This is a genomic window from Pseudofrankia inefficax, assembly GCF_000166135.1.
GTDB classification, from domain to species: Bacteria; Actinomycetota; Actinomycetes; order Frankiales; family Frankiaceae; genus Pseudofrankia; species Pseudofrankia inefficax.
Genome location: NC_014666.1, coordinates 1290799 through 1317088, shown reverse-complemented (window position 1 = coordinate 1317088; position 26290 = coordinate 1290799). Strand labels below are relative to the sequence as shown.

Annotated in this window: 19 protein-coding genes, 2 tRNA genes and 1 pseudogene; 7 read left to right on the top strand and 15 right to left on the bottom strand. The window is 72.7% G+C overall.

What is annotated here, in order from left to right:
* Nucleotides 1-5: 5 nt before the first annotated feature.
* Nucleotides 6-869 carry a cyclase family protein gene (locus tag FRAEUI1C_RS40755; protein ID WP_232425301.1) on the top strand — a complete coding sequence of 288 codons (864 nt, stop codon included), beginning with the start codon at nucleotides 6-8 and terminating at the stop codon, nucleotides 867-869.
* Between the two features lie 41 nt (nucleotides 870-910).
* Here the strand turns inward: FRAEUI1C_RS40755 and FRAEUI1C_RS40750 are convergent.
* Both FRAEUI1C_RS40750 and FRAEUI1C_RS05225 read right to left on the bottom strand, forming a co-directional pair.
* Nucleotides 911-1567, bottom strand: a pseudogene (locus FRAEUI1C_RS40750) (EAL domain-containing protein); the annotation flags it as partial.
* A gap of 1220 nt (nucleotides 1568-2787) precedes the next feature.
* Nucleotides 2788-3804, bottom strand: coding sequence for a transglutaminase family protein (locus tag FRAEUI1C_RS05225; RefSeq protein ID WP_368411158.1), 1017 nt, complete (start codon nucleotides 3802-3804; stop codon nucleotides 2788-2790).
* Between the two features lie 335 nt (nucleotides 3805-4139).
* Here FRAEUI1C_RS05225 and FRAEUI1C_RS05220 point away from each other — a divergent pair, with 335 nt between their 5' ends.
* Nucleotides 4140-6347 (top strand): RNA degradosome polyphosphate kinase, encoded by a 2208-nt coding sequence (locus FRAEUI1C_RS05220; RefSeq protein WP_041258888.1) that lies wholly within the window; start codon nucleotides 4140-4142, stop codon nucleotides 6345-6347.
* A gap of 91 nt (nucleotides 6348-6438) precedes the next feature.
* On the opposite strand, the gene FRAEUI1C_RS05215 is transcribed toward FRAEUI1C_RS05220, so the two are convergent.
* The 3 genes from FRAEUI1C_RS05215 to leuC form a co-directional block, all read right to left on the bottom strand.
* Nucleotides 6439-6720, bottom strand: a complete 282-nt coding sequence (locus FRAEUI1C_RS05215; protein ID WP_013422232.1) for an HU family DNA-binding protein — start codon at nucleotides 6718-6720, stop codon at nucleotides 6439-6441.
* 547 nt (nucleotides 6721-7267) lie between these two features.
* Entirely contained in the window at nucleotides 7268-7864 is a 597-nt protein-coding gene (gene leuD / locus FRAEUI1C_RS05210; protein WP_013422231.1) for a 3-isopropylmalate dehydratase small subunit, read from the bottom strand.
* A gap of 106 nt (nucleotides 7865-7970) precedes the next feature.
* Nucleotides 7971-9383 carry a 3-isopropylmalate dehydratase large subunit gene (gene leuC, locus FRAEUI1C_RS05205; RefSeq protein WP_013422230.1) on the bottom strand — a complete coding sequence of 471 codons (1413 nt, stop codon included), beginning with the start codon at nucleotides 9381-9383 and terminating at the stop codon, nucleotides 7971-7973.
* 99 nt (nucleotides 9384-9482) lie between these two features.
* Here leuC and FRAEUI1C_RS05200 point away from each other — a divergent pair, with 99 nt between their 5' ends.
* The 3 genes from FRAEUI1C_RS05200 (at nucleotide 9483) to FRAEUI1C_RS05190 (ending at nucleotide 14766) form a co-directional block, all read left to right on the top strand.
* Entirely contained in the window at nucleotides 9483-10391 is a 909-nt protein-coding gene (locus FRAEUI1C_RS05200) for an IclR family transcriptional regulator (protein WP_013422229.1), read from the top strand.
* Nucleotides 10392-10628: 237 nt separating this feature from the next.
* Nucleotides 10629-12806 carry a serine/threonine-protein kinase gene (locus FRAEUI1C_RS05195; protein ID WP_013422228.1) on the top strand — a complete coding sequence of 726 codons (2178 nt, stop codon included), beginning with the start codon at nucleotides 10629-10631 and terminating at the stop codon, nucleotides 12804-12806.
* Nucleotides 12807-12915: 109 nt separating this feature from the next.
* Nucleotides 12916-14766, top strand: coding sequence for a class I SAM-dependent methyltransferase (locus FRAEUI1C_RS05190; RefSeq protein WP_013422227.1), 1851 nt, complete (start codon nucleotides 12916-12918; stop codon nucleotides 14764-14766).
* An 81-nt stretch (nucleotides 14767-14847) separates the two neighbouring features.
* Here FRAEUI1C_RS05190 and FRAEUI1C_RS05185 read toward each other — a convergent pair whose 3' ends face one another.
* The gene (locus FRAEUI1C_RS05185; RefSeq protein WP_013422226.1) at nucleotides 14848-16581 is read right to left on the bottom strand and encodes a sensor histidine kinase; all 1734 of its coding nucleotides are present in this window, start codon (nucleotides 16579-16581) and stop codon (nucleotides 14848-14850) included.
* A 320-nt stretch (nucleotides 16582-16901) separates the two neighbouring features.
* Between FRAEUI1C_RS05185 and FRAEUI1C_RS05180 the strand changes: the two genes are divergently transcribed.
* On the top strand, nucleotides 16902-17198 hold the full coding sequence (locus FRAEUI1C_RS05180; protein ID WP_013422225.1) for a hypothetical protein: 297 nt from the start codon (nucleotides 16902-16904) through the stop codon (nucleotides 17196-17198).
* 429 nt (nucleotides 17199-17627) lie between these two features.
* On the opposite strand, the gene FRAEUI1C_RS05175 is transcribed toward FRAEUI1C_RS05180, so the two are convergent.
* The 3 genes from FRAEUI1C_RS05175 to FRAEUI1C_RS05165 form a co-directional block, all read right to left on the bottom strand.
* Nucleotides 17628-17700: transfer RNA gene (locus FRAEUI1C_RS05175), tRNA-Glu, on the bottom strand.
* 255 nt (nucleotides 17701-17955) lie between these two features.
* A tRNA-Gln gene (locus tag FRAEUI1C_RS05170) sits at nucleotides 17956-18027 on the bottom strand.
* 120 nt (nucleotides 18028-18147) lie between these two features.
* Complete coding sequence (locus FRAEUI1C_RS05165) at nucleotides 18148-18927, bottom strand: fumarylacetoacetate hydrolase family protein (protein WP_013422224.1); 780 nt, start codon at nucleotides 18925-18927, stop codon at nucleotides 18148-18150.
* 396 nt (nucleotides 18928-19323) lie between these two features.
* Here FRAEUI1C_RS05165 and FRAEUI1C_RS05160 point away from each other — a divergent pair, with 396 nt between their 5' ends.
* Nucleotides 19324-19575, top strand: coding sequence for a hypothetical protein (locus FRAEUI1C_RS05160; RefSeq protein ID WP_013422223.1), 252 nt, complete (start codon nucleotides 19324-19326; stop codon nucleotides 19573-19575).
* A gap of 154 nt (nucleotides 19576-19729) precedes the next feature.
* Here the strand turns inward: FRAEUI1C_RS05160 and FRAEUI1C_RS05155 are convergent, their stop codons facing one another.
* The 6 genes from FRAEUI1C_RS05155 to FRAEUI1C_RS05130 form a co-directional block, all read right to left on the bottom strand.
* Nucleotides 19730-20476, bottom strand: coding sequence for a hypothetical protein (locus FRAEUI1C_RS05155; RefSeq protein WP_198318710.1), 747 nt, complete (start codon nucleotides 20474-20476; stop codon nucleotides 19730-19732).
* Nucleotides 20477-20553: 77 nt separating this feature from the next.
* Nucleotides 20554-22158 (bottom strand): citramalate synthase, encoded by a 1605-nt coding sequence (cimA, locus tag FRAEUI1C_RS05150; protein WP_013422221.1) that lies wholly within the window; start codon nucleotides 22156-22158, stop codon nucleotides 20554-20556.
* A 401-nt stretch (nucleotides 22159-22559) separates the two neighbouring features.
* Nucleotides 22560-23240, bottom strand: a complete 681-nt coding sequence (locus FRAEUI1C_RS05145) for a Crp/Fnr family transcriptional regulator (RefSeq protein WP_013422220.1) — start codon at nucleotides 23238-23240, stop codon at nucleotides 22560-22562.
* Between the two features lie 156 nt (nucleotides 23241-23396).
* On the bottom strand, nucleotides 23397-23783 hold the full coding sequence (locus FRAEUI1C_RS05140) for a CBS domain-containing protein (RefSeq protein ID WP_013422219.1): 387 nt from the start codon (nucleotides 23781-23783) through the stop codon (nucleotides 23397-23399).
* Between the two features lie 265 nt (nucleotides 23784-24048).
* The gene (locus FRAEUI1C_RS05135; protein ID WP_013422218.1) at nucleotides 24049-24975 is read right to left on the bottom strand and encodes a branched-chain amino acid transaminase; all 927 of its coding nucleotides are present in this window, start codon (nucleotides 24973-24975) and stop codon (nucleotides 24049-24051) included.
* A 271-nt stretch (nucleotides 24976-25246) separates the two neighbouring features.
* Entirely contained in the window at nucleotides 25247-26278 is a 1032-nt protein-coding gene (locus FRAEUI1C_RS05130; RefSeq protein WP_013422217.1) for a 3-isopropylmalate dehydrogenase, read from the bottom strand.
* Between the last annotated feature and the right edge of the window lie 12 nt (nucleotides 26279-26290).

Genomic DNA, 26290 nt, shown 5'->3' with positions numbered 1-26290 from the left:
GCGCCGTGTCCGAGGCTGACCGACGGCCGTGGCCGGTGGCGCCGGTGCGGCCGGTGCTGCTGTCCCACGTCCACGACCCCGCGACCACGCCGGTCTTCCCCGGCGACCCGCCGTTCACGATGACGCGGGCGGCCACGATCGACGCGGACGGCTACTACCTGCTGCGCGTGAGCTGCGGTGAGCACACGGGAACGCACTGGGGGGCGCCGGCGCACTTCGACCCGGGCGGCCTGCGGGCGGACGACCTAGACGCCGACGACCTGTTCCGGCCGGCCGTCCGGCTCGACGTCCGGGCCGCCGTGGCGCGCGACCCTGACTACCAGGTCCGGGTCGCCGACCTGGTGGGGTTCGAGGCCGCGCACGGGCCGATCCCGGCCGAGGCCGCGGTGCTGGCCTGGACGGGCTGGTCGGACCGCTGGGGCACGCCGGCCTACCCGAACCTCGACGAGCGGGGCCGCATCCACCAGCCGGGATTCGCCCTGGCCGCCGTGGAGTGGCTGGTCGAGACCGGCCGGCTGGGCCGGCGCGGCGCGCTGGGCACCGACACCTTCGGCCCGGACCCGGGGCTGGACACCGGCTACGCCGTCTCACGGCTGCTCTACCGGGAGCGCCGGATCTCGCTGGAGAACCTGACCAACCTGGGGGCGCTGCCGCCGACGGGCGCCTGGGTGCTCGCGGGTGGCACCCGCAACCGCGCGGGCTCCGGCTCCCCCGCGACCGTCTACGGCCTCCTGCCGGCCTCTGACGTCTCCAGGCCACCGACGACCGTCGCGGGGGCACCGACGACCGTCGCAGGGGCACCGACGACCGCCGTGGAGCGCAGCAGCGGGCCGAGCGCGGCCAGCGGGGCGGGACGGGCGAACAGGTAGCCCTGCCCGAGCTCGCAGCCCAGCAGCGCGAGGTCGGCTCGCTGGGCCCGCCGCTCGATCCCCTCGGCGACCACCACCGCGCCGAGCGACCGGGCCACGGTGATCACCGACCGGCCGAGCCGAGCCTCGCGGCCCGGCCCGAGCGGGTTCTCGATCAGGCCGCGGTCCAGCTTGACGATGTTGACCGGGAGCTGGTGCAGGGCCGCCAGTGTGGTGTGACCGGCGCCGACGTCGTCCATCGCGACCGACGCCCCCAGCGCGCGGACCGCCTCCAGCACCCGGGCGGCCGCGCCGAGGTCGTCGATCCGGGCCGTCTCGGTGATCTCGATGACCAGCCGGGCCGGGTCGAGCCCGCTCACGCCGAGCGCCTGGCGGAACGTGTCCGCGAGCGTCGGGTCGGACAGCCGGCTGGCCGAGATGTTGACGTGCAGCCGCGGTGCCCCCTCGCCCGCCCCGCCGGGCATCCCGGCGGCCACCTCGGCGCAGGCCCGGCCGAGCACGAAGCCGTCGAGCGCAGCGACCAGGCCGCCGTCCTCGGCGGCGGCCACGAAGGTCAGCGGCGGGACCGGGCCGTGACCGGGCTCGGTCCAGCGGGCGAGCGCCTCCAGTGCCACGACCACCCCGTCGCTCAGGCGCACGATCGGCTGGTAGTGCACGTCGAAGCCGGCGACATCCCAGCCCTGGCGACTGGCGGTCATGAGCGATGCCGCGAGCCGTGCCTCCAGGCTGCGGTCCTCGCCCGCCCCACGCGGCGCCCCGGCCGCCGCAGCAGCCCTGGCGGCGGTACCGGAGACGGTCTGGGTGAGGACGGAGGCTCTGCTCCGCTCACGCGGGCCGTGGATGCCGTGGCGGCGCCGGACCAGGCCCACGCCGGACTCGCCGCCCAGCGCGGCCCGTGCGGGGCCGTTGAGGCCACCGAGGTCCACCACGAGCGGAACCGACCGCGGGAGGGTGGCCAGCGCCAGCGCGGCCAGCAGCGGTGCGGCCAGCGCCCCGGCCGCCACCGCCGCGCGGGCCGACGCGACCGTCGGCGCCGGGCCGAGGCCGACGCGGGCCAGCTGGGTGAGGGTCCAGGCGGCCAGCACCACGGTCAGCCGGCCGAGGCGGAGCCGTTCGCTCGCGGACGCCTGCCACAGCGACCAGCCCGCCACCCCGGTCGCGGCCACGCCGGCGCCGGTCGCGCCGGCCTCGACGACCGTCACCCCGCCGTCGTCGGTGAGCAGCTGGGCCATCCCGGCGACGAGCGCGGCGACCAGCGGCACCAGCGCGGCCGACCGGGCCGGCGTCGACGGCGCCGGCAGCCGCACCGTCGAGGGCAGCCCGACCGCCGCCGGCAACGCGGACGGCGCGGCCGGGCGCAGCGCCCGGGCTCGGAACAACGGCGCCACCGGCGGGCCCAGGGGCAGGTCGGCGCCGAGTGCCCCGGTCATCCTCGCCCCCAGCGACACCGCGGCCGTCGACCCGGACGGCAGAACCGAGCCCAGCGGGGCCCCCGCCACGGCATCAGAGTCCAAGGCATCAGGGTCCAAGGCATCGATGTGTGTCACGGCCTGAGCCGCCCCTCTCATCCCGCACCCGTCGACCGGGCTGCCACCGCCGGCCGGCGGTGGCAGCCCCGCCTGCGCGCCGCCCCGCGGCGGTGCCGGCGGCCACCGGCTGGGTGCCCTGCCCCGCCTACCAGGGCAGGGGTGCGCGGCGACGGCGATGCCGATCGTGCATTCGCGCCATCAACCTTCGACACGCACCGTATCTGTGTCGTCACTGCGCACCGTATCGGGTAACGAATGAATCGCAACCAGTCGCCGAAGTGACGATCAGCCAGACGATCCCGCCCCGCCTTGCCAGGCCGGCATGACCCAGATCGTCGGGACGGCGTGTCGCGGGCCGCCCCGGCGTGTCGTGGCGGCCCGGGAAAGCCCTAGGCCTCGAGGCCGACGATCTCGACGCGCTGGCTCGCGGCGAGCAGGCCGCGGCCGCTGCCCCGGTAGACGCCCGAGGTGGGCATGACGTCGTGGTAGTCCCGGCCGGTGGCGATCGTCACGTACCGCCGGTCGGCGAGCCGGTTGTGGCACGGGTCGAGCGCGACGGCCGCGGCGCCCGCGCCGCCGGCCGTGCTCGGCCCGCTCGGCCCACGGGACCGGCCGGGCGCGGGCGGCGCCCATCCGTCGGGCAGGACCACCTCGACCCAGGCGTGCGACGCCCCGTCGCCGACGAGATGGCCCAGCACGTACCGGGCCGGCAGCCCGGCCGCCCGGCACAGCGCGATCATCACGTGCGCCTGGTCCTGGCAGACACCAGCGCCACCGGCCACCGCCTGCGCGGCGGTCGTCCCGACCGTGGTCGAGCCCGGCAGGTAGGCGATGTTCTCGAACACCCAGGCACAGCACCGGCGCGCGGTCGTCAGCGGGTCCGGGCCGGCGAGCCGGCTGGCGACGGCCAGCAGCGTCTCGTCCGGGGCCGTGAGCGCCGTCGCCGCCAGCAGCCGCCGGCCGGTCAGGGAACTCGCGGGCAGCTCGGGCCAGGTGACGGCCGGCCCCCGCTCGACGATCGCGGCCGCCTCGAAGTCAAGAACGCCGGGCACCTCGTCGAGCGTCACCGTCGCGGCCCGCAGCCCGTCGGGCCCGCGTTCCCAGCTGACCCGGGCCGCCGGCGCCGAGACGGTCAGTTCGCCGTGCCGGGAGGTCTGGTCGCCGTGCCGGTTCGGTGGCAGCACCACCAACCGGTGCACGAGGTCATGGGCCGGCCCGTCGTAGGTGTAGCGCAGCCGCTGGCGGATGCGGTAGGTCACCAGGCTCGCGGCCGCGAGCCGCGCCTCGTCGACGGCGAGCGGCTCGGCGGACCAGACCGCGGCCGTGGCCGCGGTGGCCGACGCGGCGGCCGTGGGCGGGGCCGCGGTCGCCAGGGCTGGGCGCGGCCGGGGCAGCAGGTCCTGCACGGCTGACGCACCAGTCCCTTCGGTCGACGCCGGGCCCACGGGCGCGGCGCATGAGCCGCCCGCCCGCGAGCCGGCCAGGCGACCTGACCAGCCGAGAAAAGAGACCCCCACCACGCGGGTAACCCGCCAGCAGTCGATGCTCCGCCAGTGGTGTTTCCCGTGCGTTAACGGACCTTATCGCCACCGTCCAGCAGCCGGCCCCTGCCCGGTCCGGGACGCGGGCGCACAGACCTACGCAGTGGGCGACATAGGCGGAAAGGCCTGAAAAGCGTGACGACCGCTACCGGTCATCGGGATAGGCTGCCGCGTTCACCTCAGGCTGGCACCATCGCTGCATGGCCGAGCTGGTGGTGACAAGATCCGAGCAGCAGCCCCAACGTAAGCCCCGCAGCGCCCTCCTCGAGCCTCTGGAGGCGCCGCGGCCGCCGCTTCCGTCCGATCTGCCGGCCGACCGGTTCATCAACCGCGAGACGTCCTGGCTGGACTTCAACGCCCGGGTGCTGGCGCTCGCCGAGGACGTGAGCACGCCGCTGCTGGAACGAGCCAAGTTCCTCGCGATCTTCGCCAGCAACCTCGACGAGTTCTACATGGTCCGGGTCGCCGGCCTGATGCGCCGGGAGGCGACCGGGCTCGCGGTCCGCTCCGTCGACGGGCTCACCCCACGGGCCCAGCTGGAGCTGATCAGCCAGAACACCGCCCAGCTCACCGACCGGGCCGCTCGCTGCTTCACCGACGAGGTCGTCCCGTCGCTGGAGCACGCCGGCATCAGCATCCGGTACTGGCACCAGCTCACCACCGACCAGCAGCACCGCCTGCACCAGTACTTCCACGAGCAGATCTTCCCGGTCCTGACCCCGCTCGCCGTCGACCCGGCGCACCCGTTCCCGTACATCAGCGGGCTGTCGCTGAACCTGGCGGTGACCGTGCGCGACCCCGGCGACGACATCGAGCGGTTCGCCCGGGTCAAGGTGCCCCAGAACGTGCCGCGCCTGATCCGGGTCGACCTGCCCGGCGAGCATCCGATCGGCCAGGAACCGGCCGGCGAGGGCGCCGAGGCCGACCGCTACGCGTGCTTCGTGCCGCTGGAAGAGGTGATCGCCGCCCATCTCTCCCAGCTTTTCCCGGGCATGGAGGTGGTCGACTCACACCTGTTCCGGGTGACCCGCAACGCCGACCTGGAGGTCGAGGAGGACGAGGCCGAGGACCTGCTGCAGGCGCTGGAGCGGGAGCTCGCCCGCCGCCGGTTCGGCCCGGCCGTCCGCCTGGAGGTGGACGCGGACATCGACGAGGGCCTGCTGCGGATGCTCTGCCGCGAGCTGGAGGTCTCCACCCGCGACGTGCACCGGCTGCGCGGGCTGCTCGACCTGTCGGTGCTGTGGGCGCTGTTCGACCTGGACCGGCCGGAGTTCAAGTACCCGCCGCGGGTCCCGGTGACCCACCACAGCCTGGTCACCGAGTCGGGCGAGCCGGCGGACTTCTTCGCGGTACTGCGCGAGCGGGACGTGCTGGTGCACCACCCCTACGACTCGTTCACCACGTCCGTGCAGCGCTTCATCGAGCAGGCGGCGGCAGACCCGCACGTGCTCGCGATCAAGCAGACGCTGTACCGGACGTCCGGTGACTCGCCGATCGTGGACGCGCTGATCGCGGCGGCCGAGGCCGGCAAGCAGGTCGTGGTGCTCGTCGAGATCAAGGCCAGGTTCGACGAGAGCGCCAACATCCGCTGGGCGCGTGAGCTGGAGCGGGCCGGCTGCCACGTCGTCTACGGCCTGATCGGGCTGAAGACGCACACGAAGACCGCGCTCGTGGTGCGCCAGGACGAGGACGGGCTGCGCCGCTACTGCCACGTCGGCACGGGCAACTACAACCCGAAGACCGCCCGGCTCTACGAGGACGTCGGCCTGCTGACCGCCGAGCCGAGCGTCGGCGCGGACCTGACCGACCTGTTCAACGTGCTCACCGGCTACAGCCGGCAGACCGTCTACCGGTCGCTGCTGGTCGCCCCGCAGCACATGCGCGACGGCCTGATCGAGCGGATCGAGAAGGAGGCCGCCGCGGCCCGGTCCGGCGAGCCGGCCGGGATCCGGATCAAGGTCAACAGCCTGGTCGACGAGGAGCTCATCGACGCGCTGTACCACGCGTCCCGGGACGGGGTGGCGATCCGCTGCCTGGTGCGGGGCATCTGCGCGCTGCGCCCCGGGGTCCCGAACCTGTCCGAGACCGTGCTGGTCCGCTCGGTGCTCGGTCGTTACCTGGAGCACAGCCGGGTGTTCGAGTTCTCGGCGCTGGACGAGGTGTGGATCGGCAGCGCCGACATGATGCACCGCAACCTCGACCGCCGGGTCGAGGCGCTGGTCCGGGTGACCCAGGACGACAACCGGGCCGCGCTGCGCCGGCTGCTGGACCACGGCTTCTCGGCCGAGGTGTCGGCCTGGGACCTGCAGCCCAGCGGCCACTGGGAGCGGCGCGTCACCGGCCCCGACGACACCCGCCTGTCGGACTACCAGGGCGACCTGTCCGCCTGGGCCCAGAACCGCGCCTGAACGTCCGGCCCGTTCAGATCGACTCCGCTGTCAGGCAGGGCACCGAGGCGAAGCCAGGGTGCCCACCTGACAGCGGGGTCGATCTGGGAGGTCAGCCGTTCGAGGAGACGCTGGACTTGAACTCCGAGCCCGGGCGGAACTTCGGGACGACGGAGGCGGGGACGTGCACCGGCTCGCCCGTCGCCGGGTTGCGCCCGGTCCGCTCGGCGCGCTCGACGCGCTCGAAGACACCGAATCCGGTGATCGTCACCTTCTCGCCGGCGGAGACGGCTTCCTGGATCGCGTGGAAGACCGCGTCGACAGCCTTGGTCGCGTTGGACCGTCCACCCTCGATCTGCTGGGCAATGCGGTCAACCAATTGGGACTTGTTCACAACAACCTCCGGGACACCCCCGCGAGTGCGGGGGTGGAGCAGATCGGGCATCGCACTGCGCTGCACCGTAGGCATCTCTACTGCCGAGGGCAATTCCCGGAAGCGTGTCGCGTCACACAAACCCGCACGTCAGCGGCTTCGGGACAATCGCCGACCGGATCGCAGTCCTCCGGTGAGAGCACTCAGTCCACCACGATCGGCGCAATCATCTCGCCGATTTCAGGCTCGTTTCAGACGTTCTGTCACCGTTTGGTCGCCAAGTGATGTCACCGATCCGGCCAGGTCCGCCACCGAGCGCGCAGCGCAAGCCAATGACGGCGGGGGCAATCGGACCACAGCCCCCGCCGTCAGTCGCGAAGAACATCTCGACACCCGCCGGCCCAGTCGAGCCAGCCGGTCCACCGCCCCCAACCATCGGGCCACTCGGCGGCCCTGGCAACGCCGCCGCCCGGGAGGCCTCCAGGGACGCGAGCGGCCGGGGACCGCGGCCGTCGAGAGCCGCGGTCCCCGGCCGCTGGAGCCGGGTGGGCCGCCTGGGCGAACCGGGTCAGGCCGGCTGCGTCGTCGTCGGCAGGAACGACGGGCGGCTGGCCTCGAAGGTGGTGATCAGGTCGGCGTGCCGCAGGGTGAGACCGACGTCGTCGAGGCCCTCCATCAGCCGCCAGCGGGTGAAGTCGTCCAGCTCGAACGACGCGACCACGCCGGCGCCCCGGACCTCACGGGCGTCCAGGTCGACGGTGATCTCGACCGCCGGGTCGGCCTCGACGGCGGCCAGCAGCGTCTCGACGGTCTCGACCGGCAGGACGACCGTCAACAGGCCGTTGCCGAGCGAGTTGCCCCGGAAGATGTCGGCGAACTTCGGCGCGATCACGGCGCGGAAGCCGTAGTCCTGCAGCGCCCAGACGGCGTGCTCCCGGGACGAGCCGGATCCGAAGTTCGGCCCGGCCAGCAGGACCGTCGCGCCGGCGTGGGCCGGGTCGTTCAGCACGAACGACGGGTCCCGGCGCCACTCGCTGAACAGCCCGGCGCCGAAGCCGGTCCGCTCGATCCGCTTGAGCCAGTCGCTGGGGATGATCTGGTCCGTGTCGACGTCGCTGCGCCGCAGCGGCACCGCCCGGCCGGTGTGCGTGGTGAACGCCTCCATCGGGCGCTCTCCCTTCGTCTTCGTCTAGATCAACGGTTCATCTGTCGAGGGGAAGCCCCAAAGCAGGGGTCCCCACATCACGCCGAAGGCGTCAGGTGGGGGGAGCTCAGAGGTCCGCTGGGGCGGCGAGGCGGCCGGTGACGGCGGTCGCGGCGGCGACCTGCGGGGAGACCAGGTGGGTCCGGCCGCCCTGGCCCTGCCGTCCCTCGAAGTTGCGGTTCGACGTGGACGCGCTGCGCTCCCCCGGCTTGAGCGTGTCCGGGTTCATGCCGAGGCACATCGAGCAGCCGGCGCTGCGCCACTCGGCCCCGGCGGCCCGGAACACCTCGTCAAGGCCCTCGGCCTCGGCGTCCGCCTTGACCTGCATCGACCCGGGCACGACCAGCACGCGAACCCCGTCGGCGACCGCTCGGCCGCGCAGGATGTCGGCGGCGGCCCGCAGGTCGGACAGCCGGCCGTTGGTGCAGGAGCCGATGAACACCGTGTCGACCGGGACGTCGCGCAGCGGGGTGCCGGCGGTCAGGCCCATGTAGGCCAGCGCCCGCTCGGCGGCGGCCCGCTCGCCCGCGTCGGCGAACGACGCCGGGTCCGGCACGGCGGCCGACAGCGGGGAGCCCTGGCCCGGGTTGGTGCCCCAGGTGACGAACGGGCTCAGGCTGGCCGCGTCGATGACGACCTCGCGGTCGAAGACGGCGTCCTCGTCGGTCGCCAGCGTCTTCCAGTAGGCGACCGCCGCGTCCCAGTCGGCGCCGGTCGGTGCGTGCGGCCGGCCCTTGAGGAACTCGAACGTGGTCTCGTCCGGCGCGATCATGCCGGCCCGCGCGCCCGCCTCGATCGACATGTTGCAGACCGTCATGCGGCCTTCCATCGACAGCGTCCGGACGGCCTCGCCCCGGTACTCCAGGACGTAGCCCTGGCCGCCACCGGTGCCGATCTCGGCGATGACCGCGAGGATGAGGTCCTTGGCCGTGACCCCGTCCGGCAGCGCGCCGTCGACGGTGATCGCCATCGTCTTCGGCCGCGCCTGCGGCAGGGTCTGGGTGGCGAGCACGTGCTCGACCTGGCTGGTGCCGATGCCGAAGGCGAGCGCGCCGAAGGCTCCGTGGGTGGCCGTGTGGCTGTCACCGCAGACGACCGTCATGCCCGGCTGGGTCAGCCCGAGCTGCGGCCCGACCACGTGCACGATGCCCTGGCCCGGGTCGTTCATCGGGTGCAGCCGGACGCCGAAGTCGGCGCAGTTCTTGCGCAGCGCCTCGACCTGGGCACGCGAGACCGGGTCCGCGATCGGCAGCAGGGTGTCGGTGGTCGGGACGTTGTGGTCCTCGGTCGCGATGGTGAGGTCCGGCCGGCGTACCGATCGGCCGGCCAGCCGCAGCGCCTCGAACGCCTGCGGCGAGGTGACCTCGTGCACCAGGTGCAGGTCGATGTAGAGCAGATCCGGCTCGCCGTCGGCACGGCGCACGACGTGCGCGTCCCACACCTTCTCCGCGAGTGTGCGCCCCTCGCCCTTCAGGGTCATCGCGCCACTCCTCCCTGTGGTAGTTCGCGTACATCTCAGGCGTGCATCTCAGGATGCATCTCCGATGCATCCCAGTTCCTGAGATGGCAGTATCAACGTATGGAACAGCGTAACCCCTCCCCCGGCCCGGACGCCGCCGGGGCGAGCAGCGGCGTCGGCGTGCTGGACAAGGCGGCGCTGGTGCTCGCGGCCGTCGAGGAGGGCCCGGCCTCGCTCGGCGAGCTCGTGACCCGCACCGGCCTCTCCCGGGCGACGGCGCACCGGCTGGCCGTGGCCCTGGAGACGCACCGGCTGGTCGCCCGGGACGGCGCCGGCCGCTTCGTCGCCGGGCCACGCCTCGCCGCCGGCTCGGCGGTCGCCGCGCTGTGGCCGCTGCCCTGGCGGCTGCTGCAGGCCGCGCCCGAAGTGCTGGCCGAGCTACGGGACAGCACCGGGGAGAGCACCCAGCTCTACGTTCGCCGGGGGGCGGAGCGGGTCTGTGTCGCGGCGGCCGAGCACGGCAGCGGCCTTCGCGACACGGTGCCGGTCGGCGCGATCCTGCCGATGACGGCCGGGTCCGGCGCCCAGGTACTGCTCGCGTTCGCGGCCCCCGAGGACGGCCCGGCCGGCAGCCGTCCCGCCGCGACCGGGCGCGGGGGCGGGGGCGGGGGGCCGGTAGCGCCCGCCGGCGCGGCTTTTGGCGCAGAGGTGCTGGCAGGCGTGCGCGCACGTGGCTGGGCGCAGAGCGCCGGCGAGCGGGAGGCGGGCCTCGCCTCGGTGTCGGCGCCGGTACGCGACGCGGCCGGCACCGTGGTCGCCGCGCTGTCGATGTCCGGACCCGACGGGCGGCTCACCCGCTCCCCCGGCGAGCTGTTCGGGGCCATCGTCGCGGCGGCCGCCGACCGGCTGTCGACCATCGCCGGCTATTCCGAGACGAACAACCCTCGCGCTACGAAAAGGGTCACCGGCAGCACATCGTTGACACCCGGGACCACCCCCGACGGACTATCGGCGGACGCGAAAGCGTAGCCTTTATGTGTCGGTCTTGGCGATACCCAGTAGTCCCGATACGGGTCGCCCAGACGGCCGTCGGGCGGTAGGGGGTACCCGTGGGCCGTCGCGGACCGCACGGGCCACCGTTCGGGGGGTCGGGCTGGTGGCCCGGGAATGATCGTGACAGGGCTGGCCGCGCACCCCGCCGCGGTGTCGCCGTCGTGGCCATTACCCGCCTCCCCCGGGGTGGCGTGAAGAGGGGGAGTCGGTTCAGTGCGCACACTCGGCTCGCGGTATGTCCTGCACGAGTTGCTCGGGCAGGGCACCACTGGCGAAGTGTGGCGGGCCACCCGCCGCGACGACGGCGCTGACGTAGCGGTCAAGATGCTGCGGCCAGAGTTCGCCGATGACCGTGTTGTCGTCGACAGGTTTCTGCGTGAATGGCAGATCCTTTACGACATCAACAGCCCGGAGTTGGTCCGCGTCCTCGACCTGGTCAACGAGCGGGACGCCCTCGCGATCGTCATGGAGCTCGTCGACGGCACCGACCTGCGCGAGTACCTGCGTCACTCCGCGCCACTGCCGGTCGAGCAGGCCGTGCAGATCATCACTCACGTCCTGTGGGCGCTCGACACGGTGCATGGCGCGGGCGTCGTGCACCGTGACGTCAAGCCGGAGAACGTCCTGCTCGACGAGCGGCGGGGCAACGGGCCCGCCGTCCGGCTCACCGACTTCGGCATCGCCCGGATGGTGGACACCCTGGCCCGCGGCCGGGCCCAGCTCACCGGGCCGATCGGCACGCCGCTCTACATGGCCCCCGAGCTCGGCACCGGCGGCCAGCCGACCCCGGCGGTGGACATCTACTCGGCCGGCATCGTCCTCTACGAGATGCTCGCCGGCGCGCCGCCGTTCGACGAGGTGAGCCCGACCGACATGCTGCGCGCGCACCTCGAGGAGGCGCCGCTGCCCATCAAGGGCGTGCCCCGGCCGGTGTGGGATGTGCTGGCCGCGATGCTCGAGAAGACGCCGGCCCGCCGCCCGGCGAGCGCTGCCGAGGCCGCGCGCTCCCTGGAGGCCGCGCTGGCCCGCTCCGGCGACCTGCGCCCGCGCGAGCCCCGCGACGAGGACACCTGGGAGCGCGCCAGCGCCAAGCCCCGGGTGGACGACACCCCGACCGACGACAACGCCGTCGGCGGCCGACCGCTGGCCGGCGTCGGCGCCGCGGCCATCAGCACGACGAAGGCGGCGCACGCCGGCCCCGGCGGTGGCTACGGCTCCGGCGGTGGCTATGGCTCCGGTGGTGGCTATGGCCATGACGACTGGGACGAGGACCCGGCGACGGGCATCGTGCCCATCACCGGTCCGAGCGGGCCCCAGGGTGGCCACTGGGCCGACGACGCGACCCGGCTCGGCCCCACGGCCGGCGGCCCGAGCGGGCCCCGGGGCGGCTGGGACGACGACGCCGCGACCCGGCTCGGCCCGACGGTCGGTGGCCCCCGCGACTGGGACGACGAGGACGACTACGACGACCCGCCGACCGACGGCGGCCCCGTCCGGGTCCCGAGCCGGTCCGGCGCGGTCCAGGCGAACCGCAACACGATCATCTCCGCGATCCCAGCCAACAAGCAGCCAGCGCCCAGCTCCGGCGGCCGCCCTCCGGTGCGGGACAACCGGCAACGGCTGCGGATCGCCGCCGGCGCCGGCCTCGTCGTGGCCCTCATCGCCGCGGCCGGCGGCTGGGCTCTCGCGTCCTCGGGCAGCAACTCGCCGTCGCCCTCGGGCAGCAACACCACCCTGAGCAACGGGGCCCCGGGTGTCACCACGAACCCGACGCCGTACGTCGACGGTTCCGGCAACCTGGTCGACCCGACGGCGACGGCCGCGTACACGACGCTGATCGGCGGCAAGATGGTCACCGTCAAGCCCGGGCCGACCCAGACGAAGGGGCAGAGCCCGTCCAGCGGGAGCAGCACCGGCAACGCGCCGCCCGCCACGACGACGCCGGCCACGCCGTCCACCGCGACCGTTCCCAACGTCGTCGGTGAGGACCAGAACGCCGCCGCGCAGGAATTCGCCGACGCCGGGTTCACCAGCACGCCGTCGTGGACCGCCAAGTGCACGGACCCGAGCGTCTCGGTCGGCCAGGTGCTGAGCCAGAGCCCAGCGGGTGGCAGCAAGCAGGACAAGGCGAGCGCGATCTCCGGCACGACCGCCGGCGAATGCCCGACGGTGCCGAACGTCGTCGGCATGAGCCCACCCTCCGCGAAGTCGACCTTGGAGGGCAAGGGCTTCCAGGTCTGGCTCGGCGGCGAGTGGAGCTGCCCGTATGGGTATGACCCGGTGACGTCCCAGAATCCGACCGGCGGCCGCCTGCTCAAGGGCAGCACGGTCACCATCAACTACACCTGCGAGCCCAGCCCGCCGCCGCCGTCTCCGACGGCAAGCAGCTAAACCGCCCCGGAAGGCCGGGGCATGATCGAATGCCCGTCCCGGGTTCCCGGGACGGGCATTCGGCGTTCAGGCACCAACCGTGACAGGTAGGCCTCAGGAGGAGGATCTCGTGCGCGGTTGGTTCGCGATCACGACGGGTGCGTTGGTCTTAGCGAACGGAGCCCGGCTGCGCAGGCGCCTCCACGGCCTGGACCGGACCGCTCCGAGCACCGAAGCAGTGGCCACGTCGCATGCCTTCCTCGTCGCCACCGGCGTCCAGCTGTCGGGCGAGGCCCGCCGCGCCGCCAGCGCCCACGCCCGCAGGGAAGGGCTCGACGTGCTCGACCTCGTCCCGGCGGACCTCCCACCGGAGCGGCTGCTCGACCTCGCTCGGACGGTCCGGGTGGCCCGGTACCGGGCGGACCGGTTCGCCGCCGGCCAGGGAGCGGGCCAGGCCCTGCTCGTCGACCGTTCGGTGCTCGCCCGGGCGGGCATCAACGAACGCGAGGACTACACCCCCGTCGAGCTGCTGAAGATCGTCAGACGCCTCAAGCAGTACGCGCCCGCCACCACCGGCCTGGCCATCGCGCCAGGCCTGAAGGCCGCGAGCCTCGGTGGGGCGCAGCGCCTCCGGCTGCGGGCCGCGGGCTACCAGCACCCCTACCAGCCAGTCGCGTACCTCCCTGCCGTCCGGACGGCCGCGGTCACCGCGGCGTGCGTGACGACCCCCGGCTGGGGCCTGCTGGCCCTGGCACTGTCCGCGTTACAGCCGGCCGCGGTCGCCGCCGGACGGGTCTCGCCAGGCTCGCGGAACGTGGTGGCCACGTCGGCCCGCCGGCTGGCGTCCTGGCCGGCGTTCGCCGTCGAGGCGGCCCGGACGCGCCGGGCGGGCGGCGCCGCGCCCGACCTCGACGCGCGCCGGCGCCGGGCCGAATACCAGGCGGAGATCTCCACCGAGACGGCCAAGCACTTCGAGCAGCGGCGGGATCGCTGCCCCTGGTGCGGCTCGACCGCGCTGGAGACACGGACCAGCGCCGCCGACGTGATCCTGCGCAAGCCCGGCCGGTTCAGCTACGACCAGTGCGACGCCTGCGCGCACATCTTCCTCAACCCGTGCCTCAGCCCGGCCGGCCTCGACTTCTACTACCGCGACTTCTACGACGGGCTGAACGCGGACCAGGCCGAAGGGATGTTCGCCGCCTCCGACCTCGGCTACCGGTCCAGGGCCAGGCTGCTGCCGGCCGGCGCGGGGGCCACCCGGTGGCTCGACGTGGGCGGTGGCCACGGCCACTTCTGCCTGGTCGCGGGCGGGCTGCTCCCGAACGTTCGGTTCGACGCGGTCGACCAGGGTGACGGCATCGCCGAGGCCCAGCGCCGCGGCTGGGTACGGCACGCCTACCGGCGGATGTTCCCCGACCTGGCCAGCGAGATCGCCGGGCGGTACGACGTGATCAGCATGTTCCACTATCTGGAGCACACGCTCGACCCGCGCCGGGAGCTGGACGCCGCGGCCGCCGCCCTGCCCCCGGCCGGCCACCTCCTGATCGAGGTGCCGCACGCGCACGGCCCGTCGTTCGCGCTCTTCCGGGGCTTCTGGGTCGGCCTGTGCCCGCCCCAGCACCTTCACCTCATCTCGCCCGACGAGCTCGTCAGGGCGCTGGCCGAGCGCGGGCTGCGCACCGTGAAGGTCGAGTTCGGGCCGGCGCACATCTTCGGCGACGCGACCAGCGCGGTCTACTACCTGACCCAGAAGCTGCAGCCGGACCCGACGCTGCCCTGGCTGCCCTACGAGGCCACCGCCTGGCGGCGGGCCCGCCGGCTTGGTGCCCTGACCGCGACGGCACCGCTGTTCCCACTGGCCGCCCTCGTGGACGCGATGATGCTCCCGTATCTCCTGACCGGCCGGCGGGCGAACGTCTACCGCGTCGTCGCCCGCAAGGACGGCGAGCCCAGCGTGCTCAGCACCGATACCAAGGGGTAGCGCGACCAGGGGCCAGCGCGGCCGAGGGGCAGCCCGGCGGTGCCTTGGCGAGGCGCCCAGCGCCGACGGTCAGGGCCGGTGTCAGCCGGAGCGGTCGAGCGGGAGGTCGTCGGCCGGCCAGGCGGAGGCGCGGCCACGCGGGCCGCCCAGGCCGGCGCCCCCGAGGCCTGAGCCCCCGAGACCGGTCAGGTCGGCCTCGTCGGCGTTGGGGTAGCCACGGCCGGGCTGGTCCCAGCGAGGCCGGCGGACCGCCAGCGGCGGGCTGCTCGGGGCGGGGATGAAGGGCTCCCGCTCGACCAGGCCCTCGGCCCGCAGCCGCGGCAGGTCGGGCAGCCGCGGCAGCATGGTCGGGTCGGCGGTCGGCAGCGGCAGCTCGGCCGCCCACATGTCGACCTCGACGTTGATCTCGCCGCCATCCGAGGTCATCCGCAGCCGGCCGCCGTGCACCTCGACCAGCCGGCGCACGACGTACAGGCCCATCCCGGCGCCGTCCGTGGGCCTCGTCGCCGAACCGTCCCGCTGGGTGAACGGCTCGAACAGCCTGGCGATCGTCTCCTTGTCGAGGTCCGGCCCCGGGTTGCGCACCCGCAGCACCACCTCGTCGCCGACCCGGCCGGCGATCAGCCGCACCGGGGCGCCCGGCCAGGAGTGGACCAGCGCGTTGTCGACCAGGTTCGCGACGACCTGGTGCAGCGCCTCGCGCGACATCCGGACCGGCAGGTGGTCCGGCAGGTCGACGGTGACGGCGTTCACCAGGGCGGCGTTGCGCAGGCTCCCGAGGGCCTCGTACACCACCTCGGGCAGGTCGGAGACCGTCGTGTCGTCGATACCGGTCGCCGTCGCCGCCGTCAGCATGTTCTCCAGCAGCCGGGACAGCCGCTCCGACGAGCCGAGCGCCAGGTCGAGCATGTCGTCCACCTGGGCCTCTGACATCCGGTGGCGGCGGCGGCGCAGGGTCAGCAGGTTGCCCCGGATACCGGCCAGCGGGGTGCGGAACTCGTGCGAGACGGTGGCGACCAGGTCGGTGCGAATCCGGTCGGTCTCCTCCAGCCGCGCCATGAGGCTCTGCTGGCCCTCATAGAGCTGGTGACGGTAGCGCTCGGTTCTGCTGCGCTCCTGCTGGTTGTAGCGCCAGAAGACCACCTGGGCCCCGGCAAGGGCCACGATGAAGGCCGCGTGCATCGCGGCCAGCATCAGCGCGCTGTGCCGGGCGTAGTCGGTCAGCGCCCCGGGGGTGACCAGATAGCGCATCGCCAGGTTCGCGACGAACACGAACCCGATCGCCAGCGCGTAGACCGACCAGTCCTCGTACAGGGCGATCAGCGCGACCACGACGAAGAAGTGGAAGTACATCGGGCCGAGGCCGTCCGACAGGTGGACGAACACGACCGAGCAGCACAGCAGCCCGAGGCTCGCCGCCAGCGCGCGCACCCGTCGCAGACCGGGCAGCGCCGCCGCGCCGAACAGCAGGATCGACGGGCTCGCGGCCGCGATGCCGTGCATGGTGTCGAAGTGGTGCAGCTGGGCGTAGCCGACGATGACCGGCAGGTGCAGCGCCAGGACCCATTTCAGCAGGCGGTGACGCGCGTTCCAGTCCTCGAGGGTGAGCCGGTGACCGTGCGGGACGAGGCTGGAGACCCAGCCACTCGCCCGGCCGGACAGGCTGCCGCCGGTGGACTGGCTCGTCGGGTCCGCCGGCCGCCGGTCGGCGGCGCCGCGCCGGGGGTGTCCGGTGACGTGCCGGGTCCGCGCGGCGCGCGCGCGTTCATGACGGCGACGCGCCCGCTCTCCGAAGGGGGGACCGGCGGCGGACATCCGCGCAAGTTTCTACCGGGACGACCGGAACCCGCCATGGTTGTCAAGGGTGGTGTCGGATGACGCCAGTGCCCACCTTTGACTAGCCACTGAGGACCAGTACGGAACGGGCTGGACGGAGGATGGCGCCGAAACGCGACCACCGAGACAGTGTGGTCCGCGGCGGCACCCCAGGGAAGCCCCGCTTCCACCGGTCCGGTTGGCGTATCTGAGTCAGCCGGGCGACGTCCGGGTCACCAGCCCGGTCCGAGCCGGTGGGATAGGACCAGCCGCACCACCAGATCCGCACCGCCCGGTCATTGCCCCACGAGGAGGACGCTGTGCCCCAAGTCGCTCTGACCCTCGCGTCGGTCCCGGCACGGCTGTCGTCTCACTCCGGTCCCGCGATCGCCCCGTGCCCGGCCGCCGACGCCGCGCCCGTGCCGGTCACGCTGCCGGCCCCGGCCGAGCCGTCGGTCCAGGTGGCCCGCGCGCACCTGCGCCTGGTGACGTCGGCCACGGCCGTCACCGAGATCGACGAGATCCACGGCCACGGCGGCCCGGCCTCGTGCCACTGCCGCGCGTGCGCCATGGCCCGGCACCCCGCGTCGCTGCCCCGGCTCTCCGTCGTCCGCTAGCGCCGGGTCCGGCAAGGCCAGCCCGCTGGCTTGGTCCGCCCGCTTGCTTGATCGTCGTCGTGGCCCCAAAAGTGTCACAAAACCACCACCGTTACAGCCGCGCGAGGGCGAAAACAGCGATCTTGGCGGTGCCGCGACGGGCCGGCCCCGTCAGGGGCGGCACTAGTCCTCTCCGTCGGCGCGCGCCGGCCGTTCCTGGCATTCCTTGATCGCCGTTTCGGCCCTCTGGTGGTCGTAGCGGGAGCTGTTTCACAGCCGCCACAGGGCCGAAACAGCGATCAAGGTGACCGGCTGGCCGCGGCACTGGCCGCCTCGCCGATGGGGACGTCAGCCGCGGCGTCCCTATCGCGGCACCGCCGGCCGGGCACGAAAGCAGCGTCGGACCACGCAAAATAGCACCCTCCGAAGAGGGTGCTAAATGATTGTGCGTAGCCCCAACGGGATTCGAACCCGTGCTACCGCCTTGAGAGGGCGGCGTCCTAGGCCGCTAGACGATGGGGCCAGGAACTTCCCAATCTTCAATTGTCTTGCCTTACCTTAGCAACCTCCGGCCGGTCACCCACCCGGAGGCGCTTCGTACCATACACGACATCCCCGACCACCGGCCAGGAAGACCTGGCAGCAGTAGCCACACCCACAATCCCACACAACCACCCCGGTCGCGCGAAGCGCGACACCGGGGGCTCCGGGGGTCGCCCCCCGGGAAGACATCAAAACCGCGGGAAGCTGCCGGAACGGCCAGCGAACAGGATGCTCGCTGGGGTACCAGGACTCGAACCTAGACTAACGGAACCAGAATCCGTTGGGCTGCCAATTACCCCATACCCCATCGACGCCCTCTCGGGCGTTGCCTACTGTACAGCATCCCGAGGGGCGGGTACCCGCCCGGGATGCCGTCAGCACAGGGATAGGTCGCCGGCGCGAAAGGTGCCCGGCCACCGCGGACAGGTCAGCGGGCCGTGACCGGATTGGTCAGCGTGCCGATGCCGTCGACGGTCACGGCGACGGTCTGGCCGGGGCGCATCGGGCCGACGCCGGCCGGGGTGCCGGTGAGCAGCACGTCGCCGGGCAGCAGGGTCATCGCCGCTGACATGTAGGCGATCAGCTTCGGGATGCCGTGGATGAGATGCGCCGTGGTCGAGTTCTGGCGGACCTCGCCGTCGAGCGTGGTGCGCAGGCCGGCGCCCGCGGCGTCGAGGTCGGTCTCGATCCACGGCCCGAGCGGGCAGTGGCTGTCATGGCCCTTCGCCCGGGTCCACTGGCCGTCGCTGGCCTGCTGCTCCCGCATGGTGACGTCGTTCGCGCAGGTGAAGCCGAGGACGACCGACATCGCCCGTTCTTCGGGGACATCCCGGCACAGCCGGCCGATGACGATGGCCAGTTCGCCCTCGTAGTCCATGCGGCTGGTCGGGTCGGGGTGGACGATCGGGTCGCCGGGGCCGACGACCGCGGTGGACGGCTTGAGAAAGAGGATCGGCTTGTCCGGCGGGGCGTCGCCGCCCATCTCCCTGACGTGGTCGGCGTAGTTCTTCCCGACGGCCAGCACCTTGCTGGGCAGCACGGGCGCCAGCAGCCGGACCTCGCCGAGCGGGCGGCGGGCCCCGGTGAACTGGAAGGGCCCGAACGGATGCGGAGTCAGGGCGGCGACCGTCGCCTCACCGCGTTCGACCGAGCCCTCGACCACGCCGAAGGCCGGCTCCGAACCGTCTGTAAACCTCGCGATACGCACCTCGCGACCGTATGGCAACGTGGCCGGAACGGGCGCGGAGCGCCGCCGGCCACGTTGCCTGTCGGGCGCCCAGGGCGCCCTCCCAACGCCTGTCGTCTCGTGGCCTGGAAATCCGTGGCCCGCGCCGGTCGAGGGTTGGGATCTTGGCTGGGTCGCGTTGTTGGGGCGGACGCGGCCCGTCGCCTGACCCGCGACGGGCCGTCGGGCGGCGCCTGGGCCCGCTCAGTGTGAGCAGGTCGAACCCCGGGCCGCTGCTCCGCCCGCGGTGGGGTAGCAGAGAATCTGGAACAGTTCCGACGGCGCGTGATGACAGGTACGAGGTCCAGGTCAGCTGACTCTGGGGACGCGACCGGCGGACGGGGGCCGACCGCAGGATCTAGGAGCAGAAGGAGCGGCATGACCGAGGCCGTCTACGACGTGGGCGCACCGGAGCCCAAGCCGATCGACGAGGAGCTGAGCGTCAAGCTCGGCCACCTGGCGGAGGACGCGATCCTGCGCGGCAAGCCGAACGGTGCCGAGCGGTGCGACAACTGCCTGTACTACCTCGACACCGACAAGGACATCACCTACTGCTGGCACCCGAAGCTGCGGGTCCTGGTCGGCGGCGACTGGTGGTGCCAGTGGTGGGAGGAGATTCCGGAGGACTGAACCAGTCCCCCAGGGCTCCCGGCGCGGGGCTGGGGCCGTCGCACCCCACGGCCCCAGCACCCCGCAGCTCCAGCACCCCGCAGCTCCAGCACCCCGCCAGCCCAGCACCCCGCCAGCCCAGCACCCTGCCAGCCCAGCACCATGCCGCCCCGCGTCAGCGAGGGGTCGTCGTCCGTTGGTCAGCCGTGCCCCACGGCCGCGTGCCGGCCTTGTCGGCCGTCGGCCGGGTGGCGGCGGCGGAGCGGGAGTCCTCGCGGTCCCGGCCCGGCTGCCGCGGGGAGGCGAACCACGGGTGGCGCAGGTCGTGGTACGTCGGCTCGCCGGTCAGCGAACGCAGCTCGAAGAGGATCTCCTCGAGCTCCGGGAGCTGCTCGCCGTGCTCGCCGGCGCGGGCCAGCTCCTCGGAGCTGAAGAAGAACGCCCGGACGAACCGGCCGTCCGGGCCGGTCGCGGCGAGACCGCCGACGATGTCCGGTCGACCGTCCGGCAGGTAGCGCAGCAGCTCCTTCTCCAGCGCGTGCAGCCGCCCGGCGTCGGCGGCCCGGCCCTGGATGATCTGCACGAAGCCGGCGCTGTCGGTCCCGTCTTCGAGCATGACGGCGACGTCGAGGAACTCCGACCGGACGACCGGGCCGAGGAAGAGCCGCTCGGTATGGCCCCACCACTCCCGCTGGTCGCTGCGCGCGGCCAGCCGGGCGAGGGCCTCGACGGAGCTGAACCGGCTCAGGCAGATGAACCGGTCGTCCTCCGTGATGCCCGCGGTCGAGCCGAGCCAGCCGGGGGCGTCCGCCCCGATCTGCGCCGCCCACTTCTCGTGCTGGGCCCGCATCGCCGTCCGGTCCGGCACTCTTCCCTGGATCACCTGCAGGAACATCACGACCTCCGCACCCCCCGTTAACACGGACGGACGGACCGTAACCTCACTGGCTCCGGTGTTCGAACCGATCTCCGCGGCCGACAGCTCCGCGGCGAACGAGGTCAGACGGCGTCGGGGTCCGGTACCTCGTTCTGGCGGCGCAGGCCGTAGGTGACGGCGTCCTGCAGCGCCTGCCAGGAGGCGGCGATGATGTTCTCGTCGACGCCGATGGTGTCCCAGCGGGTCTGGCCGTCGGTGGTCTCGACCAGCACCCGGGTGATGGCGCCGGAGCCCTCCTGCCCGTCCAGGATGCGCACCTTGAAGTCGGTCAGGTCGACGGCCTTCAGGCCCGGGTAGGCCTTGGCCAGCGCCTCGCGCAGGGCCTTGTCGAGCGCGTTGACCGGGCCGTTGCCCTCGGCGGTGGAGACGTGCCGCTCGCCGCGGGTCTCGAGCTTGACGGTCGCCTCGCTGACGACCTCGCCGTCGGGGCGCTGCTCCACGATCACCCGCCAGCTGTCCAGCGTGAAGTACCGCTCGGGCCCGTAGACCTCGTCGCGCAGCAGCAGCTCGAAGCTCGCCTCGGCCGCCTCGTAGGCGAAGCCGCTCGCCTCGCGCTCCTTGACCAGCTCGACGATGCGGCCGAGGGCCTCCTTCTCGTCGGAGAGGTCGAGGCCGAACTCGCGCCCCTTGAGCTCGATGGTGGCCCGGCCGGCGAGCTCCGACACCAGCATCCGCATGTCGTTGCCGACCACGGCCGGGTCGATGTGCTGGTACATGTCCGGATCGATCTTGACCGCGCTGGCGTGCAGGCCGCCCTTGTGCGCGAACGCGCTGGCACCGACGTACGGCCGGTGCGTGTCCGGCGCCGAGTTGGTCAGCTCGTCGATCGCGTGCGAGACCCGGACCAGCTCGCGCAGCCGACCGGCCGGCAGCACCGGGGTGGCCAGCTTCGTCTCCAGGCCGGCGACGACGGTGAACAGGTTCGCGTTGCCGCAACGCTCGCCGTAGCCGTTGGCGGCGCCCTGGACGTGCGTGACGCCGGCCTGGACCGCGACCAGGCTGTTGGCGACCGCACAGCCGGAGTCGTCGTGGCAGTGGATGCCCAGCCGAGCGCCCGAGGCGTCGAGCACGGCCCGCACGGTGTCACCGATCTGGGTGGGCAGCATGCCGCCGTTGGTGTCACACAGGACGACCACCTCGGCCCCTGCCTCGGCCGCGGTCCGCACGACCTCGAGGCCGTACGCCTCGTCGACGCGGTAGCCGTCGAAGAAGTGCTCGGCGTCGACGAACACCCGCTTGCCCTCGGCGCGCAGGTGCTCGACGGTGTCGCGGATCATCGCCAGGTTCTCGGCGAGCGTGGTGCGCAGCGCCCGTTCGACGTGCCTGCGGTCGGACTTGGCGACCAGGCAGACGACGGGCGTCCCCGCCTCGCGCAGCGCGGCGACCTGCGGGTCGTCGGCGGCGGTCTTGCTGGCCCGGCGGGTCGAGCCGAACGCGGCGAGCTTGGCGCCGCGCAGGTTCAGCTCGGTCTGCGCGCGGCGGAAGAACTCGGCGTCCTTCGGATTGGAGCCGGGCCAGCCGCCCTCGATGAAACCGACCCCGAGGTCATCCAGATGGCGGGCGACCGCGAGCTTGTCGGCCACGGAGAGCGACAGGCCCTCCTGCTGCGTGCCGTCCCGCAGAGTCGTGTCGTAGATGTGCAGGGACTCGGGGTCGTATGGCCGCACAGCTCTAGCCTCTCAACGTCGCGCGCACCGCTCGGCGCGTCGGGCCGCGCCGCGGCGGTGCGTCGCCGAGGTATCGGACCGCCGGAGGCGAAACAAGACCTGCGCCGCGGCCCGCGGTCACTCCCCACGGACAGGGGTAAGGCGGCATCTCGTGGCGCTGCCGCGAACGGCCGGTGGGCCGTTCGCGCTCACCGGCGACTACCACGGTACGGCGCCCGGCCGGCGCTAGGCCGAAGCCTGATCCCCGGGGTCGTCACGCGTCCGGCCGACCCGGGTTGCGTGGCCGGAACGCGCGACGAAGACGGGTTCACCGCCGGCTATCAACCTTACTTCGTAACACGGTTGATACGCCGGGGCTTGTGTCCGAGGTCGCCCCGCCTTCCCCACGAGGCGACAGTGGCCTAGTCGCCGGCGAAGCGGCGAAGCCGGTCGAGCTGCAGGATGGTGATCGTCTGACCCTCGGAAAGGATCCAGCTGCGGCGTTCGAACTCCCGCAGCGCCTGGTTCACCGACTGCCGGGAACCGCCGAGCAGCGACGCGATCTCGGTCTGGGTGAGGCCGAGCTCGATCACCGGCCGGCTGGCCTCACGGGCTCGCATGAGCAGCAGCTTGGCCACGCGGCGGGGCAGGTCCAGGAACACCAGGTCGGCGTTCGCCCCGGTGAGCCTGCGCACGTGGGCGACGAGCGCGCGGATGAGCTGCTCGGCGACCGCCGGTCGTTCCTTCACCAGCTCCCAGACCGCGGTGCGGTCGAGCACGAGCGCCGTGCTCGGTTCGAGCGCCTCGACGCTCGCCGACCTCGTCCCCGGCTCGACGATGTTCAGCTCGCCGATCGTTTCTCGTGGTCCGTGGATGTTCAGTACATGGTCACGGCCGTCATCGGCCTTGGTGAGCACCTTCAGCCGGCCCTGGGCCACCACCAGCAGGGTGTCCGCGGGCTCCCCCTCGGTGAAGACGACCTGGCCGCGCCGGTAACGGCGCGTCACGGCGCGGGCAGCGAGCCGCCGCAGGTCCTCCTCGTCGAGCTCCTTCAGCAGCGTGGTCGCCCGGAGCAGCGCGACCGCCTCGTCGTCGTCGAGCATGGTCGAGACGTTAGCGGCTTTCACCGGGTAGTTGCCGCTTACATCACGCAGAACACTAGGAATCGGCTGTCTGACACCTGTGAGCCCGAATCTGGCGGCCTGTCCGAGGTCAGGCCGCCTACCCGAACCGGCGGGAACGAACCACACCTGGCGTCGTCAGGCACTCACGCGCTGCTGGTTCCAGCAACGAACCACGTCGCGCATCGACAGGACACCAGCGACGATGCCACCCTCCGTGACGACGAGATGCCGGAATCCGCCGCGCAGCATCGCGTCGGCGGCCGTGTCCAACGACCATTCGGGGTCGGCGAAGACGAGGTCCCGGGTGAGGTGGTCCGCGGCGATCTCGACATCGGGGTCCTTGCCCGCGGCCAACGCCAGCAGGACGTCCCGCTCGGTCAGAATCCCGTAGCCCGCGCCGTCCGTGTCCAGCACCACCGCGGCGCCACAGCCGCGACCGGCCATCAGCCTGGCCGCCTGGCGAAGGGTGTGACCAGGGCCGATGATCAGTACCAGCGCACTCATTCCGTCCGAAACCCGCATGACAGCCTCCCGTCGGGATGTGGGAGGGCCGGCCGGGTGACCAGGGTCAGCAGTCGACTGGTCCTCCCTCCGCGATCCGTTGGCACGGACCGATGAGGGCCTCTGGCGCTTGTGCGCTTGTGAAACCCCTACTGGGAGCAAGGTAAACCTCGATCGGCGATCTGGCGAGACCCCGCTCCCCGGGCGCGCCGGGACACCGCACCCCCAACGCGAACGCGCCCCCGACCCGAAGGCCGAGGGCGCGTCCGAGAGAAGGCGCCGAGTCCTAGTCCGCGACGAACTCGTTCCAGGTCTTGTAACGGTCGAGCTGGCCGGTGGTGGCCTGGTGGAAGATCTCGGCGATCTCCTTGGTGACCGGGCCGGGGCGGCCGGCGCCGACGGCACGGTCGTCGACCTCGGCGATCGGCACGATCTCGGCCGCGGTGCCGGTGAAGAACGCCTCGTCGGCCAGGTAGAGGTCGGTGCGCACGATGTGCTTCTCGACGACCTCGTACCCCTGGTCGGCGGCGATCTGCATGACCGACGCCCGGGTGATGCCGCCGAGCGCGCCGTCGGTCAGCGGCGGGGTGATGAGCGTGCGACCGGCGACGATGAAGACGTTCTCCCCCGACCCGTCGGCGATGTGGCCGGTCGGGCTGGTCAGGATCGCCTCGTCGTAGCCCGCCTTGATGGCGGCGACCTTGGCCAGCGACGAGTTCAGGTACTGGCCGGTGGCCTTCGCGGCCGGCGGGGTGATGTTGACGTCGTTGCGCCGCCAGCTGGAGATGATGACGCGGCAGCCCTTCTCCAGCGCCTCCTCACCGAGGTAGGCGCCCCACGGCCAGACCGCGATCATCGACTCGACCTTGGACGGCAGCGGGTTGAGGCCCATCTCGCCGTAGCCGAGGTAGATCAGCGGCCGCAGGTAGCAGGACTGGATGTCGTTCGCCACGACCGTGTCCTTGGCCGCCTGGACGAACTGCGCCTCGGTGAAGTCCGGCTCCATCATGTAGATCTTGGCGCTGCGGTACAGCCGGGCGATGTGGTCGGTGAGGCGGAAGACGGCGCTGCCGTGCGGGGTCTCGTACGCGCGGATGCCCTCGAACACCCCCCAGCCGTAGTGCAGCGTCGGGGTGAGGACGTGGATCTTGGCGTCGTCCCAGGCGACGAACTCGCCGTTCATCCAGATCTTCGAGGTGGGCGTGATGGCCACTGGCGTACTCCTCAGCAGGCAGCGCGATGAGAGCGTTCAGAAGATGACGAAACGGCCGAGCTTCGCCGTGGTCAGGCCCTGTCGGCTGCCGTCTTACCGGATCTACGGCTCTATCGAGGATAGCTGCTGGTGTCGGGGACGAGGAGACGCCACGAATATCGGACATCCGGCAATCGGGCCGCCGAGCCCGCCGGCTCCGAGCAACAAGCCCGGAGCCGGCGGGGCCGCACTGTCAGGTCGGTCTCAGCTGGCCCCGGGCCCGGGGCCGAGATCAGTTGGCGACGGCGCGCTGGGCCAGGTCCTCGCCGACCTCGCGGGTCGACAGCGGCTGACCGGCCGAGGCGGCGCGAGCGGCCAGCGAACCGGCGACCGCCTTCTCGACCTTGGCCGCCTCGGCGGTCAGGCCCAGGTGGTCGAGCAGCATCGCGACGGACGCGACGGTCGCGGTCGGGTCGGCCACGCCCTTGCCTGCGATGTCGGGAGCGCTGCCGTGGACCGGCTCGAACATGCTCGGGTGCGCGCCGGACGGGTCGAGGTTGCCGGAGGCGGCCAGGCCGATGCCCCCGGTGACCGCGGCGCCGATGTCCGTGATGATGTCGCCGAACAGGTTGTCGGTGACGACCACGTCGAACCGGCCCGGGTCGGTGATGAAGAACATGCTGGCCGCGTCGGCGTGCTGGTACTCGACGGTGATCTCCGGGAACTCGGCCGCGACCTCCGTCACGGTCCGCGACCACAGGTCGCCGGCCTTCGTCAGCACGTTGTTCTTGTGCACGAGGGTGAGCTTGCGGCGCGGGCGGCGCTGCGCCCGGGCGAACGCGTCGCGCACGACCCGCTCGACGCCGAACCGGGTGTTGATGCTCTCCTCGGTGGCGATCTCGTGCGGGGTGCCCTTGCGCAGCACGCCACCGGCGCCGGCGTACGGCCCCTCGGTGCCCTCCCGGACCACGATCATGTCGATCGTCGGGTCGCCGGCCAGCGGCGAGGTCACCCCCGGGTAGAGCTTCACCGGGCGCAGGTTGACGTGGTGGTCGAGCTCGAACCGCAGCCGCAGCAGCAGGCCGCGCTCCAGCACGCCGCTCGGCACGTTCGGGTCGCCGACGGCCCCCAGCAGGATCGCGTCGTGCCCCCGCAGCTCGTCCAGGACAGTGTCGGGCAGCGTCTCGCCGGTCTCGTGCCAGCGGCGCGCGCCGAGGTCGTAGTCGGTGGTCTCGACCTTGTCGTGCACGGCGCGCAGGACCCGCAGGCCCTCCGCGACCACCTCCGGGCCGATCCCGTCGCCACCGATAACCGCAAGCTTCATAAGAGCCGACTG